This window comes from Shewanella oncorhynchi (genome assembly GCF_012584455.1).
GTDB classification, from domain to species: domain Bacteria; phylum Pseudomonadota; class Gammaproteobacteria; order Enterobacterales; family Shewanellaceae; genus Shewanella; species Shewanella oncorhynchi.
Genome location: NZ_JABAEB010000003.1, coordinates 282217 through 299364, shown reverse-complemented (window position 1 = coordinate 299364; position 17148 = coordinate 282217). Strand labels below are relative to the sequence as shown.

General features: G+C 47.4%; 11 protein-coding genes and 1 tRNA gene. 6 read left to right on the top strand and 6 right to left on the bottom strand.

Annotated elements, in window-relative coordinates; all coding sequences use genetic code 11:
- The first annotated feature begins 287 nt into the window (after window positions 1-287).
- Complete coding sequence (locus tag HGO26_RS05955; protein WP_168823921.1) at window positions 288-569, top strand: HU family DNA-binding protein; 282 nt, start codon at window positions 288-290, stop codon at window positions 567-569.
- Between the two features lie 152 nt (window positions 570-721).
- Here HGO26_RS05955 and bioD read toward each other — a convergent pair whose 3' ends face one another.
- The 4 genes from bioD to bioB form a co-directional block, all read right to left on the bottom strand.
- Window positions 722-1462 (bottom strand): dethiobiotin synthase, encoded by a 741-nt coding sequence (bioD, locus tag HGO26_RS05950; protein ID WP_113938770.1) that lies wholly within the window; start codon window positions 1460-1462, stop codon window positions 722-724.
- 166 nt (window positions 1463-1628) lie between these two features.
- On the bottom strand, window positions 1629-2588 hold the full coding sequence (locus HGO26_RS05945) for a methyltransferase domain-containing protein (RefSeq protein WP_168823919.1): 960 nt from the start codon (window positions 2586-2588) through the stop codon (window positions 1629-1631).
- 64 nt (window positions 2589-2652) lie between these two features.
- Complete coding sequence (locus tag HGO26_RS05940) at window positions 2653-3885, bottom strand: aminotransferase class I/II-fold pyridoxal phosphate-dependent enzyme (RefSeq protein ID WP_168823917.1); 1233 nt, start codon at window positions 3883-3885, stop codon at window positions 2653-2655.
- A gap of 152 nt (window positions 3886-4037) precedes the next feature.
- The gene (gene bioB / locus HGO26_RS05935; RefSeq protein ID WP_168823915.1) at window positions 4038-5090 is read right to left on the bottom strand and encodes a biotin synthase BioB; all 1053 of its coding nucleotides are present in this window, start codon (window positions 5088-5090) and stop codon (window positions 4038-4040) included.
- Between the two features lie 122 nt (window positions 5091-5212).
- Here bioB and bioA point away from each other — a divergent pair, with 122 nt between their 5' ends.
- Both bioA and HGO26_RS05925 read left to right on the top strand, forming a co-directional pair.
- Entirely contained in the window at window positions 5213-6568 is a 1356-nt protein-coding gene (gene bioA, locus HGO26_RS05930) for an adenosylmethionine--8-amino-7-oxononanoate transaminase (RefSeq protein WP_168823913.1), read from the top strand.
- A gap of 379 nt (window positions 6569-6947) precedes the next feature.
- Window positions 6948-8549, top strand: coding sequence for a methyl-accepting chemotaxis protein (locus tag HGO26_RS05925; RefSeq protein ID WP_168823911.1), 1602 nt, complete (start codon window positions 6948-6950; stop codon window positions 8547-8549).
- 141 nt (window positions 8550-8690) lie between these two features.
- On the opposite strand, the gene HGO26_RS05920 is transcribed toward HGO26_RS05925, so the two are convergent.
- Entirely contained in the window at window positions 8691-12131 is a 3441-nt protein-coding gene (locus HGO26_RS05920) for a hybrid sensor histidine kinase/response regulator (protein WP_168823909.1), read from the bottom strand.
- 174 nt (window positions 12132-12305) lie between these two features.
- On the opposite strand from HGO26_RS05920, the gene acs reads away from it, so the two are divergent.
- The 3 genes from acs (at window position 12306) to HGO26_RS05905 (ending at window position 16556) form a co-directional block, all read left to right on the top strand.
- The gene (acs, locus tag HGO26_RS05915) at window positions 12306-14258 is read left to right on the top strand and encodes an acetate--CoA ligase (protein WP_168823907.1); all 1953 of its coding nucleotides are present in this window, start codon (window positions 12306-12308) and stop codon (window positions 14256-14258) included.
- A 222-nt stretch (window positions 14259-14480) separates the two neighbouring features.
- Window positions 14481-16235, top strand: a complete 1755-nt coding sequence (radD, locus tag HGO26_RS05910; protein ID WP_168823904.1) for a DNA repair helicase RadD — start codon at window positions 14481-14483, stop codon at window positions 16233-16235.
- Window positions 16236-16295: 60 nt separating this feature from the next.
- Window positions 16296-16556 (top strand): GrxA family glutaredoxin, encoded by a 261-nt coding sequence (locus tag HGO26_RS05905; protein ID WP_028760344.1) that lies wholly within the window; start codon window positions 16296-16298, stop codon window positions 16554-16556.
- Window positions 16557-16938: 382 nt separating this feature from the next.
- On the opposite strand, the gene HGO26_RS05895 is transcribed toward HGO26_RS05905, so the two are convergent.
- A tRNA-Lys gene (locus tag HGO26_RS05895) sits at window positions 16939-17014 on the bottom strand.
- Window positions 17015-17148: the final 134 nt, after the last annotated feature.

The window sequence follows — 17148 nt, the reverse complement described above, 5'->3', positions numbered from 1 at the left end:
CAATACGCCTTGCGCTTAAGCCTTTTAACTAAGCCTTTTAACTAAGGCTTTCAATAAGCCTTTCAATAAGCCTTTAAATTAAGTCAGTCACTTCGCCCAGTAAAATCAGCCTGCCACTCAATCCGACAAACTTGTACTTACTTTAGCAACACACAATCACCAAAAGCTTCACAAGCCTGTCAATAAAACACCAATCAACCGCGCTGAGCTTGCTATGGCTTTCAATCTCGGGACGAGCTTGTTATAACTCCCCTTCGATTGAACCTAAGCTGACTTCAGAGGTTTCTATGAACAAAGCACAACTTATCCAACGTATTGCCGCCGAGCTCAATGCATCGCAAGCGAGCACTAAACCTGTGGTTGAGCAGATACTGCAACAGATCCACGCCGCATTGAGCGAAGGCGAGAAAATTTTCCTGCCACAATTTGGCACCTTTGAACTCAGATACCATGTCGCTAAAACAGGGCGTAATCCACAAACGGGCGAAGCCATAGAAATAGACGGTTACAATCAGCCCAGCTTTAAAGCCTCAACCACATTGAAGCAGCAAATCAATAGCGGCGCTTAGCTTCAATGTGCAGGCACTATTTTGCGAGATTTTGCGAACATTAATCAGCAGCCTTGATAGAAATGAGCCTCAACATGATTTGAGGCTCACTTTTTATCAAAAGAAAAATAACCGTTCCGCTTAGGGGAAAGTCTTAAACAATTAAGTAGTTGCTAAGTATTGCTCTCCTCACCTTGATAAAGTGGCGCAATATCGACATAGTCAGCAGCGTTTTCAGCACTTGGATCCTCGAGAAATGGCACACAACCGAGGAAAGGTGCTGTCATCATCTCTTTAAGGCTCGTCAGATTCTCCTCAAACATACTCATGTTCGGATCGACACTATTAGCAACCCAGCCTGCAATCTTAAGCCCATCGGCCAATATCGCCTCTTGAGTCAGCAATGCATGATTTAAGCAGCCGAGTTTCATGCCAACCACGAGTATCACTGGCAGTTCTAATCTCTGTACGACTTCCGAAAGATACCTACCATCACCTAAGGGTAAACGCCAGCCTCCCGCGCCCTCAATCAAGCAAAAATCCGCTTGAGCAAATGCCACTAAATCTAAACTTTCAATGATAGCTTCAGGCGCTAAACTCACGCCCACTTGGGCGGCGGCAATGTGCGGTGCAATCGCAGGTTCGAAGGAAAAAGGATTGATGAGTGGATAAGCCAGTTTTAATGATGATGACGTCATCAGCTGTAACGCATCGGCATTGCGCAATCCTTCAGAGGTTTGCGCGCAGCCCGAGGCGATGGGTTTAACACCTAAAGTCAACATAGTGTTAGCTGCAAGAATACTCACAGCAGAGTCAGCATTGGCTATGAGCCCTAAACGATTCACAGCGGTTAATAATGCCGCCGAAACCAAAGTCTTACCGCTATCGGTATCTGTACCTGTTACAAAATACATATTAGATCCTTATCTGTTGCTATGAGTTGCGCTTTGTTAAGCCCACTCTCCATAAGCTAAATGTCCATATAGCTAACGATCTCTATACGTAATGTTAAAAATCCAACGTTTTCTAGATATTAGTGCTAATTAATAATGCCATGACTAAAGGCATAATATGTGAACTTTAAAACCTGCGCCGAGCACGTATTTGAACTATCTGGTAAGTTAATGGCAAACCTTGGGGTAAACGTAGCGATTCGGCTTTGGCCTGCATGGCCTGCCAATCTTGACGACCACGCAGCCGTGGAGTGAATTCTGAAGCACTCACTGTTGAACCTGAAACCCGAGTTGTTGAACTGGCGACATGTACAGAAGCCCCCACACCTTTAATTGAATAGAGTAGTGCCTTAAGAGTGTCAAAATACACTGTCATAGGGACGAGTTGCACTTCAAGTAATTGCCATGTATCGAGTTTAAATGCAGCCTTGAGTGCTTGCATCGTCGAAAAGTCATTCACTCTTAACCCTAATTCAGCTAACTGATTCAAACTCCCCTGCGCTACTAGGCTCAAATGACACTCACCGTTCGGCTTAAGTACCCGCGCTATTTCGGCTACCGCAGCGGGAAAATCAGCACACCATTGCAGGGCTAGATTAGAGTAAATAACATCCATGCAGCCATTGGTAAAAGGTAAACACTGCGCATCGGCACATACGCCGAGATAATCGGGATAAGACTGTTTTAGCTTTTGTAGCATGCCAAGGGCAATATCCACGGCAAATACAGTTGTGGATGGATTTTGCGTAGAGAGATCCGCTGGTTGAGACACACTGTGGTACGCAGAAAAATCCGTGCCTGGGCCTGCCCCGATGTCTAACAGATAACCTGCTGCCGAAAACTCACTGAGTAAACTGGCAGCGCTCAGGCGTTGTAATTGATTATGATCTTGGTAACTATGAGCCGCTGCAGAAAAACGTTCAGCAATTTGAGTCCCGTGCACATTGGACACAGTCCCCGCGAAAACGCCCCCATAAGAAACGCCCGCATTAAGCTCACTCAGCTTAAGATCGCAAGCTATAAACTTGTTTGACTCATGAGCAGGCTCACTACAGCTTGGATCACTAGACTTTATCAGGCTTGGCATTTTAACTAACACTCAACCATAAAAACTTAACATTCAATAAAATAACGCGATCTATAGGGTACATTTATCTGTACTCATAGGCAGATTCTCGTTCACTGACAAGCGGAATACCAACACGACTGAGCACTTGGGCTAATTGCTCAACACAAGCAGCAATATCTTCAGCGGTATGGGTCGCCGTTAAGGTAATGCGTAACCGCGCCGACCCTACAGGCACCGTCGGCGGGCGAATCGCCCCAACCCAAATGCCCGCGGCTCTTAACGCTTCGGCGACTTGCAGGGTTTGCTGCGCATCGCCAATGATCAACGGCTGAATTGCGGTATCCGAACCTAAAAGGGGCACGGCAGCATCGAGGCATAACTGTTTGAATAGCGAAATATTCTCAAGCAGCTTTTGCTGTAACTCAGGATGTGCAGTGCAGTACCGAGTCGCGGCTAACGCTAATGCGGCATTGGCGGGCGATAAGGCGGTCGAATAAATATATTCGCGGGCATTACTGACCAAAAAGTCGATCAGCGCCTGACTCCCCAAAACCGCTGCGCCTTGGCAACCTAATGCCTTACCAAAGGTCACCACTTGCACATCGATAAGCTTGGCGGCTTTATCTCTTGCATCACTATTTTGATAGTCACCGAGCACCGCAAAACCATGGGCATCATCAACAATCAACCAAGTATTCTGTTGACGACAAAGCGCCGATAACTGAGTGATCGGCGCACAATCCCCGTCCATGCTAAACACGCTTTCTGTGATTAACGCCGATGCGTGATTTCGAGTCAGAAGCCGCTCAGCGCTCTCAAGCGAATTATGTAAAAAACGTTTTAACTGCGCACCGCTGTCCTGCAAACCATCGATAATTGAGGCGTGCACAAGTTTATCGGCAATCACAGTATCTTGCTGATCAAACAAGGTTTTCATTAACGCCGTATTGGCACTAAAGCCCGAGCAGAATAGTAATCCCGCTTCATGCCCCGTTAAGGCGCAGAGTTCACGTTCAAGTGTGACATGCGCATCACTGTACCCTGTCACTAAGGGCGATGCACCGCTACCCACACCGTAGGTCTGCGCGCCAAGGTGCAGCGCTTCAACCAACTCAGGAACGCGGGATAAACCTAAATAATCATTACTGCTAAAATTAACATAGGATCGCCCTTCGAACACAAAGCGCGGGCTCGAAGTGGGTGCGTTAACATCAAAGCTGTGATCAACACTCAGCATTTTACGTTGCCGTAATAAACCTTGCTCACGTAAGGCTTGCTGACGGGCGGCAATTTTCATCTCGAGCAGAGAACTCATCGATTTAGCCTCAAGAATGATTGTCTTAAAAATGCTTGCTTGAAAAATGGAGTGCGGCCAATAAAGCTATCGGCCGCAATCAAAATAGGCTGCAGCCAACAAGGTTTACAGGCTATTCGACCTGTTTGTCGGACAACATGCACTCAGTGATATTACAAAGCACCCGCGTCATAGAATTGTGCCGATGACTTATCTTGATAGGCCGCCGCTTTTGCTAAAACAGCACTTTCTTCTTCCAGTTTTGCCGCGGCGCCCTGCTCGGGACGTAAGCCTAAACGTCGAAATAGCCCCATATCATCGCTTTCTTCTGGGTTTGGTGTGGTCAGCAATTTACAACCATAGAAAATCGAGTTAGCGCCAGCAAAGAAACACATGGCCTGCAACTCATCACTCATATTTTCGCGGCCTGCCGATAACCGCACGCGGGAAAGCGGCATTAAGATACGCGCTACGGCGATAGTACGCACAAATTCGAGTGGGTCGAGGTCGTCAAGCTTCTCAAACGGCGTGCCCGCCACTTTAACTAACATATTGATCGGCACTGAATCAGGATGCTGCGGTAAATTAGCCAGCTGTTGTAGTAAGCCTGCACGATCCGTCGCCTTTTCACCCATGCCGACAATCCCGCCCGAGCACACTTTCATGCCAGAAGCACGCACATGTGTCAGTGTATCTAAACGATTTTGATAGGTACGTGTCGTGATCACATCGCCGTAATATTCAGGCGAAGTATCTAAATTATGGTTGTAATAATCTAAGCCAGCACTGGCTAAATCGTTCGCTTGACCTTCAGAAAGCATGCCGAGCGTCATACAGGTTTCCATACCTAAGGCTTTGACTTCTTGTACCATTTGCTTAAGGTACGGCATGTCTTTTTCTTTTGGGTTACGCCAAGCTGCGCCCATACAGAAACGAGAAGCCCCCGCGGCCTTAGCGCTGCGCGCTTCGGTCAGCACAGTTTCCATTGCCAGCAAACGCTCTTTTTCTAGACCTGTGTCATAACGGGCGCTCTGTGGGCAATATTTACAATCCTCAGGGCAAGCACCGGTTTTAATCGATAACAAGCGGCTAATTTGCACTTCATTAGGATCGTACACTTCACGGTGAATGCTGTGGGCTTTAAATAACAAATCATTCATCGGCAGCGCAAATAAGGCTTCGATTTCTTCCCGCTTCCAATCATGACGAACTTGCAACTGCGACATTGAACACCCTTTTTATTCTGTTTTTTATCTTGGCTAGGATAACCTCAGCCCTTAAACTGTCAACGCCAACCAGTGAACCCAGTTTACTAATGGCTACTTTATCACCAAAAAAGTGAGCATTTATGCGCAATTTACTCGATTTTGACTTTGATAGCGCCCATATTTGGCATCCTTACACCTCAATGACCCGATCTCTTCCTGTTTTTGGTGTACACAGCGCCAAAGGCTGCGAGCTTGAACTGGTCGATGGCCGCAAGTTGGTCGATGGTACTAGCTCGTGGTGGGCCTGTGTGCACGGCTATGCACATCCCGAGATATTAACCGCGATGGAAAAACAGTTGCATCAACTGAGCCATGTGATGTTTGGCGGTATCACCCATGAACCCGCCATTGAACTGTGTAAAAAACTTATCGCTATGACCTGCGAACCGCTAACAAAGGTCTTTTTGTGCGACTCTGGATCTATCTCAGTCGAAGTGGCAATTAAAATGGCGCTGCAATTTTGGCAAGGTCAGAGTTGGCAAGGGCGAAGTGTACATGGAGAAGAGCGACCGCTAAAACAACGCATTCTTACCGTTAAGAAGGGTTACCACGGCGATACCTTTGCCGCGATGAGCGTATGCGATCCCGAAGGTGGCATGCACACTATGTTCGGCGATGCGGTCACGAAACAATCCTTTGTGCCTGCACCACAAACCGTCTTTGGCGAAGCCTTACAAGCCGATGATTTAACCGCAATGCGCGACATATTAAGCATTAATCACCATGATATTGCCGCAGTGATTATAGAGCCAATCATGCAAGGCGCTGGCGGTATGCGTTTCTACAGCGCAGATTATTTAACGGGTCTTCGTACCCTATGTGATGAATTTGATGTCCTGCTGATCTTAGATGAGATTGCCACTGGCTTTGGTCGAACAGGCAAGCTTTTTGCCTATGAACACGCCCATATTACCCCTGATATCTTATGTTTAGGCAAAGCGCTGACTGGCGGTTATATCAGCCTAGCGGCAACACTATGTACCGATAAAGTAGCCCAAGGCATAAGCCAATCTCCCGCTGGCGTGTTTATGCATGGTCCGACATTTATGGGCAACCCGCTGGCCTGCGCGGCGGCGTGTGCGAGCTTAGACTTAATCAATCGCAATGAATGGCAAGCGCAAGTGGCCGCTATCGAGCAGCAAATGCGCGTTGAACTTAAGGATGCGATTGATTTGCCGAGCGTAAAAGACATGCGCGTGCTCGGCGCTGTCGGCGTGTTAGAGATGCACGAACCCGTCAATACCGCTGAGCTACAGCAACAATTTGTTGATTTAGGCGTCTGGGTGCGTCCCTTCGCCAACCTTATCTATATCATGCCGCCCTATATCATTAGCTCAGCACAATTAAGCAAACTCACCAGTGCGATGAAGCAAGTCGCAGCAGGTATTAGCGCGGTATCAAAAAATCTTGAGCCGCAGCTTATCAGCCACGGTTAATGCTTTAACACTTGACCATCTTTTAGTTTAACGCTCTTTCAACTCAATAAGCCTTTAACGTCGAATAAACGAACCCCTGCGCACTGTGCGCTAGGGGTTCGAACTGCTTGGCTTATCTCAGACTCAGCAGCCCTTCCCTTGTTCGAATCTCGCATCCTCTCGATAGATAAACGCGCTAAGGTTGCAATTGCAATATTGCTCACAATTTCCATTAAAACTCTGTAATTTAGTGCATTTATTTAATCCACCAACTGGAAATTTTATCAAAGCTAACGATGCTTATATCACTCACTTTACACAACATATCTTTCGCCAAAAGCTGACAACAACTTGAGCAGAGGGAATGGCTTAAATCGCTACACAAAGAAAAGGAGATCATATGTTCAAACTCGCTAACATCCCCGTTAATCGAAAACTCGCACTACAGCTCATTATCGCCCTCGCAGGAGCCTTAATTTTACTCACTATTTCCGTCACAGCCCTCAAGCACAACCTGATGGCAGAGCGTGAAGCACGACTTAATGCCGTATTGTCCCTCGCCAGCAGCCGTATCCAAGCGTTGTCGCAATCGCTCCCCCTAGAGCAAGCACAGCAAGCCGCTAAAGACATGTTGAACGACATGCGTTTTGATGGTGATAACTACTTGTTTGTGATTGATGAATCGAGGCACGTTATCGTTCATCCCATCAAAAAAGAACTGGTTGGCCAACAAATGGGTAATCGAGGCGAAGAGAATTATTGGTTCGAAATGGTCGAACTCGGCCGTGATGGCAAACAAGGATTAGTCGAATACCGCTGGACGACGACGAATGGCAAATCAGCGCAAAAAATCTCACTTGTCATGGGATTTAAACCTTGGGGCTGGATCTTAGGCTCAGGTATGTTACTCCAAGATATCGAAGCCACCATTTGGAATGAATACCTCACCATGGGAGGCATTACATTTGTCATTATTGTGCTTATGGCTTGGCTAGGATATGCCATTAGCCGCTCTATTACGCAGCCATTGGATGATGTGAATCTGGCTATGCTCGCCATCACAAAAGGTGATTTAACGACTCAGCTAAAAATCTATGGTAAAGATGAACTTGGCATCTTAGCCCACAATATAAACCAAAGCATAGACTCCATTCGTAGCACTTTACTTCAAGCGAGTCATAGCGCTGACAATGTTGCACAGGCCTCGGCTCGTATCGCCTCAACTGCAGAGGAAACCAATCAAGCGGTAAATAATCAGCGGGATCAACTCGCCCAACTTGCCACCGCCATGAATGAAATGAGCGCCACTATCGCCGATGTCGCGAATAATGCGGAGAGCACAGCCAAAGATACCAAAGAAGCCACTTGGGAAGCTGGCCTTGGCGACCAAGATGTTCACGCCAGCGTAGATGGTATTCATGCACTTGCCAAAGAAGTGGAGCAAGCGACGGATCAAGTAAATATGCTTAAAGAGGAAGTCATGCAGATCAGCGAGGTCACCTCTGTTATCAGCGCGATTTCAGACCAAACCAACTTGCTGGCACTGAATGCGGCAATTGAAGCCGCCCGCGCTGGCGAGCAAGGGCGAGGGTTCGCTGTAGTCGCCGATGAAGTGAGGCAACTTGCCAGTCGCACTAGGCAATCGACCGAAGAAATTCAAAACACGATTTCATTATTGCAACAACGGGCCGTGAGCGCTGCTAAGGCAATGGATGCAAGCCGAGCTTTGGCAGAAAACAGTGTGAGTCAATCGGCAAAAGCGGGGAAGGATTTATCGCTTATCGTTGCTCATATAAAACATGTGAGTGACATGGCAACCCATATCGCCACCGCCGCAGAAGAACAAAGTGTGGTCGCAGAAGACATGAACAGAAACGTGTGCGGGATTAATAACTCAGCGCTCGAAGTCTCTGAATCGGCGACTTATTTGGCTCAAGAAAGTGAAAGTTTGGCCGAATTATCACTGAATTTAAACAATAAACTGGCCGTATTCAAACTCTAGTCATGTATTTAGTTACACCCACAAACCTGTGTCAAACCGTTTCGCCAAGATAAGCCGCATAAAAAACTACGCGATTATCTTGGCATTTCGATAAACGTACCGACGTCACTAAACTCATGTTACCTAGCACGTATACCAAGCTTATTTTACCAAGCTAGAAATCAAGGCACGTAGCGCGGCAGGTTTTATCATTTTCGCCATATAGTGATAGCCGCGGCGTTGCACATCTTCCACCAACTCTTTGCGGGTATTAGCGGTGATCAAAATACCGGGTAAATCTTGTCCATAAAGCGCGCGAATACCGTCCATCGCATCGACGCCATTTTGGCCATCATCTAAATGGTAATCCGCGAGCACAATATCAGGCGCGACGCCTTTCAGTCCTAGTTTAATGCGTGCATCGGATAAATCTTTTGCACAGATAACCTCACACTGCCAGCGGCTTAATAGGCTTTCTAATCCAGCTAAAATGGCCTCTTCGTTGTCGATACACAACACTTTGATACCCGATAACGGCTGCAGCAGCGACGGTAACGCCTTCACTTGTGGCTGACGCACAGTTTCTCCAAGCGGTACACAAATGGAGAAGACCGAGCCGCGCCCTAAATGGGACGAAACCTGAATACCGTGTTCTAACACTTTACTGATGCGATCAGCAATCGCCAGACCTAAGCCCAAGCCGCTAACATTGTTGCTCTTAGGATTATTCAACCGCTTAAATTCTTTGAAAATTTCTTGGGTTTCTTTCTCATCAATACCACAACCCGTGTCTAACACTTGGATCTCAAGGTAATGACCGCGATAGCGACAACCAAACAAGACTCTGCCACCGCGAGCATAACGGTAAGCATTAGTTAAAAAGTTTTGCAGGACACGCCTTAACAGCGAAGGATCAGAATTAACGGTTGCGCTGCATGGGACCATCTTAAAACGAATTTGGTTATCCGCCGCCATCGCTTCAAATTCAACGGATAAGCCATTGATCAGTTCTGAAATCGCAAAGTCACGGCGATTGACATCCACCATACCTGAGTCGAGTTTAGAAATATCCAATAGGTCGGTGAGCAACTCGCCGGCAATTTTTAGCGAGCTATTCACATGGGATAAGGTGGTTCTGGCCTCACGATCTAGATTGGGATACTGAGATAACGACGCAGTAAACAGCCGCGCGGCATTAAGCGGTTGCATTAAATCATGGCCAACAGCAGCCAAGAAGCGACTCTTAGAGGCGTTGGCGATTTCTTCCTGCGCTTTAGCCTCGAGTAACTCACTGTTCAACATGGCTAATTCATAGGTTCGCTCATTAACGCGGCTTTCTAAGGTTTCATTGGCTTCGAGCAGCGCGCGCTCCTGTTCGCGATACTGAGTAATGTCGGTAAAGGTCATCACAAAGCCGCCATCTGGCATAGGATTGCCTTGAATTTTAATCACTTTGCCGTCTCTGCGATGGCGCTCAGAAGTGTGCGGTGTGCCATTACGCATATGCTGCACCCGCTGCTCAACCTGCTGTTCTATTTCCCCTTCACCACAATAACCCCGCGCCGCATTAAAGCGGATCACTTCACTGATGGGCATGCCCTGCTGCAAAAATCCATCGGGATATTGATACAGCTCCACATATTTGTAATTCCATGCCACGAGATTGAGATCGTTATCGATAACACTCATGCCTTCATAGGCGTGCTCAATCGCGCCGCGCAACATGTCTTGACTGAGCATAATCTTCGATGAGGCTTCATCGACCAGACTAAAGACTTCATCCAGCGCTAAATCGCGCCCTTGCAGCACGGAATCCATCACTAGCGCTGCGCTTGAAGCGCCGAGTACGCCCGCCAATAAACGTTCAGTGTGGGAAATCAACTCCGGCGGCGCCGCTTTATGCCAACTATCACTTTTTACCGCATCAATCGAGAAACGGCTAAAGCTCTCGTAGGCGCGTGTTGGGCTAACGAAGCGACTCGCCAGTATCAGTAAATCTTGCTGTGAAATCGGACCATTTTTCTTATTAGCGCTGTTTTTCAATTTGCCAGGGCTCACAAAAGCACTGGCCTGAATACGCTCGGCCACACCGGCTCTAAACCAAATAGAACCCAAAATATAACAGGCGATATTGGCAAAAAGAGCCGTCAGCGCATCACGCACATTGGGCGTTATCGCATCTAGCAGGCCTTTCTCGCTCGCGACACTAGACAAGAACGCCGATGAACTTTGCACATCGGTCATGCCCTGCAACATGATGTAGAACCACAGCGAAAAGCCCACGCCGAGTCCTAAAAATACCCCAGCACGATTGCCGTGTTTCCAATAGAGTCCACCGACTAAAGCTGGCGCAAGTTGGGCAAAAGCCCCAAAAGACAACATGCCTAAATGGGACAAGGAATCACTGTCTGATAATGCCAAATAGCTGCCATAGCCTAAGCCCAGAATAATCACGATGGCTAAGCGGCGGGCATTAAGTAACAGGTGCGAGAACTGACTGAAGTTTTTCTCGCGGATATGGCCAGTGCGCAGCATCACAGGCACCAGCCATTCGTTACTCACCATCACACTAATAGTCACCACCGCCACTATCACCATGCCGGTTGCCGCCGAAAGTGTGCCCAGCAGTGCAATCACCGCCAGCAAAGGTTGGTCTAAGGCGAGTGGTAGATTAATCACATAGGTATCGGCCGACACAGAATCGCCGAGGATAATCTTCCCCGCCAAGGCGAGCGGTCCAACAAATAAACCGAAAAGCGCTAAATAGATGGGAAACAGCCAACGCCCCTTTGACAACACTGACTCATCGGCGCATTCCACCACCATTACATGGAACTGCCTTGGCATACATAAAAAGGCCGCCATTCCGACGAGTAACTCAGGCATTAAGGCTTCAATACGTGGATTAGGATAATTAATTAGTGACTGCGCATTGGCCTGCTGCCAAATATCCCCAAAACCATCGAACACTCCGAAACTGATGACGATGCCGACCAACAAAAATGCGGCAAGTTTCACCAGAGACTCAAAGGCAATCGCGAGCATCATGCCGGGATTATGCTCGGTCGCATCGAGTTTGCGAGTACCAAATAAAATGGCAAATATGGCTAACAGCGAAGTGATCAGTAACGGAATCGTCACGCCATCGAGGGGATCGTCAGCGGGTTGAAACAAATTAAGACTGAACACCATCGCCTTAAGCTGCAGGGCGATATAGGGCATGATGCCAAACAAGGCAATTAAGGTGACTAAGGCGGCTAAGGTTTGAGATTTGCCGTATCGGGCGGCAATAAAGTCGGCCACGGAAGTGATATTTTGCGCCTTAGACACTAATACCATCTTGCGTAACATGCCAAAACCTAAAGTAAAAATCAGAATAGGGCCGATAAAAATCGGTAAGAAAGACCAAAAATCCTTAGCCGATTGCCCAACTGTGCCTAAAAAACTCCACGAGGAGCAATAAACCGCTAAGCTCAGACCATAGATCACGACCTGAAGCTTTTTAGTGATCTGAGTAAACCAACGCTCCGCCCCCCAAGCCAATAGGAATAAAAGCGAGACATAACAGACGGCAATAACAGCAACGACTAAGGTTAAATTCATACTTTGCTCTTTTTTCTGATTATTGTGCGATAAAACCTGTCTAAAATCTAGCCGGATTTTTAATGCAACAGACTAAATATAAAGGAAAATTTAACACTAGACCAAGGTCTAATGGAGTTGCCGCCCCCTTGCATACCATACTCAGTCCACGCAATTTTTCAAAAGGGAAGCCCTATGAGCTCGCAGTCTCTCTACAAAGTCTCCGGCAATATCGCTGCCAATGCACTTGTAAACAACGATAAATATAAAACAATGTACCAAGAGTCGATTGTCAATCCTGAAGGTTTCTGGAGAGAACACGGCAAGCGTATGGATTGGATAAAACCCTATACCAAAATTAAAAAAACCTCTTTTGATGACCATAATTTATCGATCAATTGGTTTTACGATGGCACCCTGAATGCTTCAGCCAACTGTTTAGACCGTCATTTAGCCGAGCACAGTGATCGCGTGGCGATTATTTGGGAAGGCGACAATGCCAGCGAACAACGCAAAATCACCTACGGTGAATTACATGCAGATGTGTGTAAATTCGCCAACGCACTGCGCAGCCAAGGCGTGCGCCGCGGTGATATAGTCACAATTTACATGCCTATGGTGCCAGAAGCCGCTGTCGCTATGCTTGCCTGTGCCCGTATCGGCGCTGTGCACTCTGTGGTCTTCGGTGGTTTCTCACCGGATTCAATCGCCTCTAGGGTGATTGACGGTAAATCCAAAGTCATCATTACCTCCGATGAAGGTATGCGCGGTGGCCGTGCAATTCCATTAAAGCGCAATATCGATGATGCCTTAAAAAACCCTGATGTCACTACCGTTGAAAAAGTCATAGTTCTTAAACGCACAGGTGGCAAAGTGGATTGGGTAGAAAGCCGTGATGTGTGGTGGCATTCACTGATGGAAACCGCATCAGAGCACTGCCAACCAGAAGAAATGGACGCCGAAGCACCGTTATTCTTGCTTTATACCTCAGGTTCAACCGGTAATCCCAAGGGCGTATTGCACACCACTGGCGGCTACATGGTTTATGCGTCTATGACCCATGAATATGTGTTCGACTACAAAGCGGGTGAAGTGTACTGGTGTACCGCGGATGTGGGTTGGATCACAGGCCACTCTTATATGGTTTACGGCCCACTTGCCAATGGTGCGACTGTGCTTATCCATGAAGGTGTACCAAATCATCCAAGCCCTGCCCGTTTAGGCGAAATGATTGACCGCCATAAAGTGAACATTCTATATACAGCGCCAACCTTAATTCGCGCGCTGATGGCCGAAGGTAAACAACACTTCGATAAGTTCGATGGTAGTAGCTTGAGGATCATGGGCTCGGTAGGTGAACCTATCAACCCAGAAGCATGGCGTTGGTACCATGAAGTCATAGGTCATGAGCATTGCCCTATCGTCGATACTTGGTGGCAAACTGAAACCGGCGGTATTTTGATCACCCCACTGCCAGGCGCGACCGATACTAAACCTGGCTCAGCGACCCGTCCGTTCTTTGGCGTTCAACCCGCCTTAGTGGATAACATGGGGAATATTTTAGAAGGTGAGAACGAAGGTAACTTAGTATTACTCGATTCTTGGCCGGGCCAAATGCGTACTGTGTATGGCGACCACGAACGATTTGTACTGACCTACTTTAAAACCTTCCGCGGCATGTATTTTACCGGTGACGGTGCCCGCCGTGATGAAGATGGCTACTACTGGATCACTGGCCGCGTCGATGACGTGATCAACGTATCCGGCCACAGATTAGGTACAGCAGAGGTTGAAAGTGCGCTGGTATCACACGAACTGGTTGCCGAGGCTGCAGTAGTTGGCTACCCACACGATATTAAAGGCCAAGGTATTTATGCGTACGTCACGCTAACCCGTGGTACTGAAGAAACCGAAGAGCTACGTCAAGAGCTGCGTCAATGGGTTCGTAAAGAAATTGGTGCGCTGGCAACTCCAGATCTCATCCAATGGGCGACGGGCTTACCTAAAACACGTTCGGGCAAGATCATGCGCCGCTTCCTGCGTAAGATTGCCGCTAACGAAGTGACCAACTTAGGGGATGCATCAACCTTGGCCGATCCAGCGGTGATCGAGACCTTGATTGAATCACGCTTGAATCGTACTGAGTAATATCTGAGTGACGAATAACGTCCACAACGCTTAGTCTATGCCCAATAGGCTAAGCGTAACCTGAACCTCCCTTTTTAAACCTCAGGTTAAAAGTGAACCCTGTTGAGAGAGTGTGTGTGATTGCTCCTTTCTCTAGCTTGCCCCTCCAACCAGGGGCATTTTTTTTGCCTGTTATGTTAAGCTTGCAGCCTCACTTTTATTCAGCATAGATTTTTTATCAGCGTGTCAGTCAAACTCAGAGACTATCAACAGCAAGCGGTTAATGCCGCCATCGCCCATTTTAGGCAAAGCCAAACTTCCGCCGTACTCGTATTACCCACAGGCGCCGGCAAAAGCATAGTGATCGCCGAACTGGCACGCATCGCCAAAGGCAGAGTCTTAGTGCTCACCCATGTGAAAGAATTAGTTGCTCAAAATGCCGAGAAAGTCGGCCTCCTCACAGCACAAGCCAGTATCTATGCGGCGGGACTCAATCAAAAAGCCACCGACGGAAAAACCGTCGTTGCCAGTATTCAATCGGCAGCGCGGGGATTAATGCAGTTCGATCAGCCATTCTCGTTAGTTATTATTGATGAATGCCACAGAGTCAGCCTAGAAAAAACCAGCCAATATCAGCAAGTACTCAACCATTTACGCACGAAAAATCCCCAATTGAGATTGCTCGGTCTCACCGCCACGCCCTATCGCCTTGGCACTGGCTGGATTTATCAGCAACACTATCACGGCAAAGTGGGGTCTCCAGAACATGCCGTGTTCGAACATTGTGTGTTCGAGCTGCCCATAAGGCCGCTCATTAAGCAAGGTTACCTCACAGCGCCAACTCTGTTTGATGGCCTAAGTGCCCAGTACGACTTCAGCCAACTTAAAGCAAACGAGAATGGCGAATATGCCGAAGCCGAGGTTAACGATTTACTGGGACATTACGGCCGCGCGACCACTGCGATTGTGAAACAGCTCATTGAACTGAGCCAACATAGAAAAGGCATTATCATTTTTGCGGCAACGGTGCGCCACGCCAATGAGATTTTTGGCCTACTCAACCAAGCTCACTCAGCGCAGAGCGCCATTATCACGGCACAAACGCACGACAATGAACGTGACGCGACGATTGAACGCTTTAAAGCCCAAGAGCTCAAGTTTTTGGTCAACGTGGCTGTATTGACGACAGGCTTCGACGCGCCCCATGTGGATTTGATTGCAATTTTGCGCCCTACAGCCTCAGTCAGTTTGTTTCAACAAATGATCGGTCGTGGATTGCGAATCGCTGAAGGCAAAAAAGATTGTCTTATCATCGACTATGCAGCCAATGGTTATGACTTGTATTTCCCCGAGGTCGGCCAAGCGAAACCCAATAGTAAATCGGTACCCGTGCAGGTGCATTGCCCAGTATGCGATTTTGCCAATATATTCTGGGGACTCACGGACGACGATGGCGACATTATCGAACACTTTGGTCGCCGCTGTCAGGGCATAGTCGAACAGCAAGGTAAAAAGCTGCAGTGCGACTTTCGATTTAGATCTAAATCTTGCCCTGATTGTGGCGAAGAGAATGATATCGCCGCGCGCATTTGCCAGCACTGCCAATCGACCCTCATCGATCCCGATAAACGCCTACGCCAAGTGCTCAGCCAGCAGCACCATCATTTATTCCGCTGCCAGCATATGAGCCTCATCGACGATGACGGCAATCTGAAAGTGCAGTACCTCGATATCGACGGCAATGAATTCAATCGCCGCTTTAAATTACAAACGCCGGCCCAGTGGCGAGCCCTATATGCCTTATTCATCTTTCCCCATAGCCGTACACCGGGATTAAAACCGAAAAAATACACTAAGGTGACAGAGTTAATCAGCGACGCGGATAAATTCCGCATGCCCGATCTCTTGCTGCTGAAGAAACATAAAAAAGGCTGGGATCTGCTCGAAAGCTATTTTGATTATCAAGGTCGCTATCAAACTGAAAATAAACGCGGCTGACATTATCAATTCACTTAGGCCTATGGTATAAAACGACTAAAGTAATCCTAAGGAGCTATTATGTTCGTTGTTATTTTTGGCCGTCCAGGCTGTCCTTATTGCGTTCGTGCTGTGCAATTATCTGAGCAACTCGTTGAAAAACGTGATGACTTTAAGTTCAGATATGTCGATATCCATGCAGAAGGCATCTCTAAAGCAGATTTAGAAAAAACTGTCGGTAAGCCAGTTGAAACAGTACCGCAGATTTTTGTTGATGAGAAGCACATAGGTGGCTGCACAGATTTCGAGCAATATGTTCGTGAAAACAATCTGTTAGATTAAGCGCTATAGATATGTGATCCGCTTAATGCAAAAGGAGACCTAAGGTCTCCTTTTTAGTCTTTATCACAACCCAGTGGGATTAGAGCTTTCCATAAGATAGTGCTCGGTACATAAAACTGCCTAGAAAGCCCCCCTGAATCCAGCGCACCGTTGTCATCATCACTGCACATAATGTCAGCTTTAATATAATCACCAAACTCAAGATACGTTTCTTTTTAAAGATGCCGCATTAGTCGAACTTGCTAATGCCAATAATTATGTTAGAAAAATATTTTGCAGTGGAATAAGTAAAACGAAGGTATTAAATTCGGTACTCAGTATTGGAGTTTAACGTGGGACATTCAGGGGGGAAATTTGAGAGAGATACAGCTGAAGAAATAAGTGGTGGGTCGTGAAGGATTCGAACCTTCGACCAATTGGTTAAAAGCCAACTGCTCTACCGACTGAGCTAACGACCCATCTAGGTATTACGATAAAAATGTTCACTTATTTTGGCATAAACAATGCGAATCATAAGTGGTGGGTCGTGAAGGATTCGAACCTTCGACCAATTGGTTAAAAGCCAACTGCTCTACCGACTGAGCTAACGACC

What these genes read in the sequence shown, in the direction of transcription:
- HGO26_RS05955 (WP_168823921.1), top strand. Translation starts at nt 288, where the DNA reads ATGAACAAAGCACAACTTATCCAACGTATTGCCGCCGAGCTCAATGCA.
- bioD (WP_113938770.1), bottom strand. Translation starts at nt 1,462, where the DNA reads ATGTATTTTGTAACAGGTACAGATACCGATAGCGGTAAGACTTTGGTT.
- HGO26_RS05945 (WP_168823919.1), bottom strand. Translation starts at nt 2,588, where the DNA reads ATGCCAAGCCTGATAAAGTCTAGTGATCCAAGCTGTAGTGAGCCTGCT.
- HGO26_RS05940 (WP_168823917.1), bottom strand. Translation starts at nt 3,885, where the DNA reads ATGAGTTCTCTGCTCGAGATGAAAATTGCCGCCCGTCAGCAAGCCTTA.
- bioB (WP_168823915.1), bottom strand. Translation starts at nt 5,090, where the DNA reads ATGTCGCAGTTGCAAGTTCGTCATGATTGGAAGCGGGAAGAAATCGAA.
- bioA (WP_168823913.1), top strand. Translation starts at nt 5,213, where the DNA reads ATGCGCAATTTACTCGATTTTGACTTTGATAGCGCCCATATTTGGCAT.
- HGO26_RS05925 (WP_168823911.1), top strand. Translation starts at nt 6,948, where the DNA reads ATGTTCAAACTCGCTAACATCCCCGTTAATCGAAAACTCGCACTACAG.
- HGO26_RS05920 (WP_168823909.1), bottom strand. Translation starts at nt 12,131, where the DNA reads ATGAATTTAACCTTAGTCGTTGCTGTTATTGCCGTCTGTTATGTCTCG.
- acs (WP_168823907.1), top strand. Translation starts at nt 12,306, where the DNA reads ATGAGCTCGCAGTCTCTCTACAAAGTCTCCGGCAATATCGCTGCCAAT.
- HGO26_RS05905 (WP_028760344.1), top strand. Translation starts at nt 16,296, where the DNA reads ATGTTCGTTGTTATTTTTGGCCGTCCAGGCTGTCCTTATTGCGTTCGT.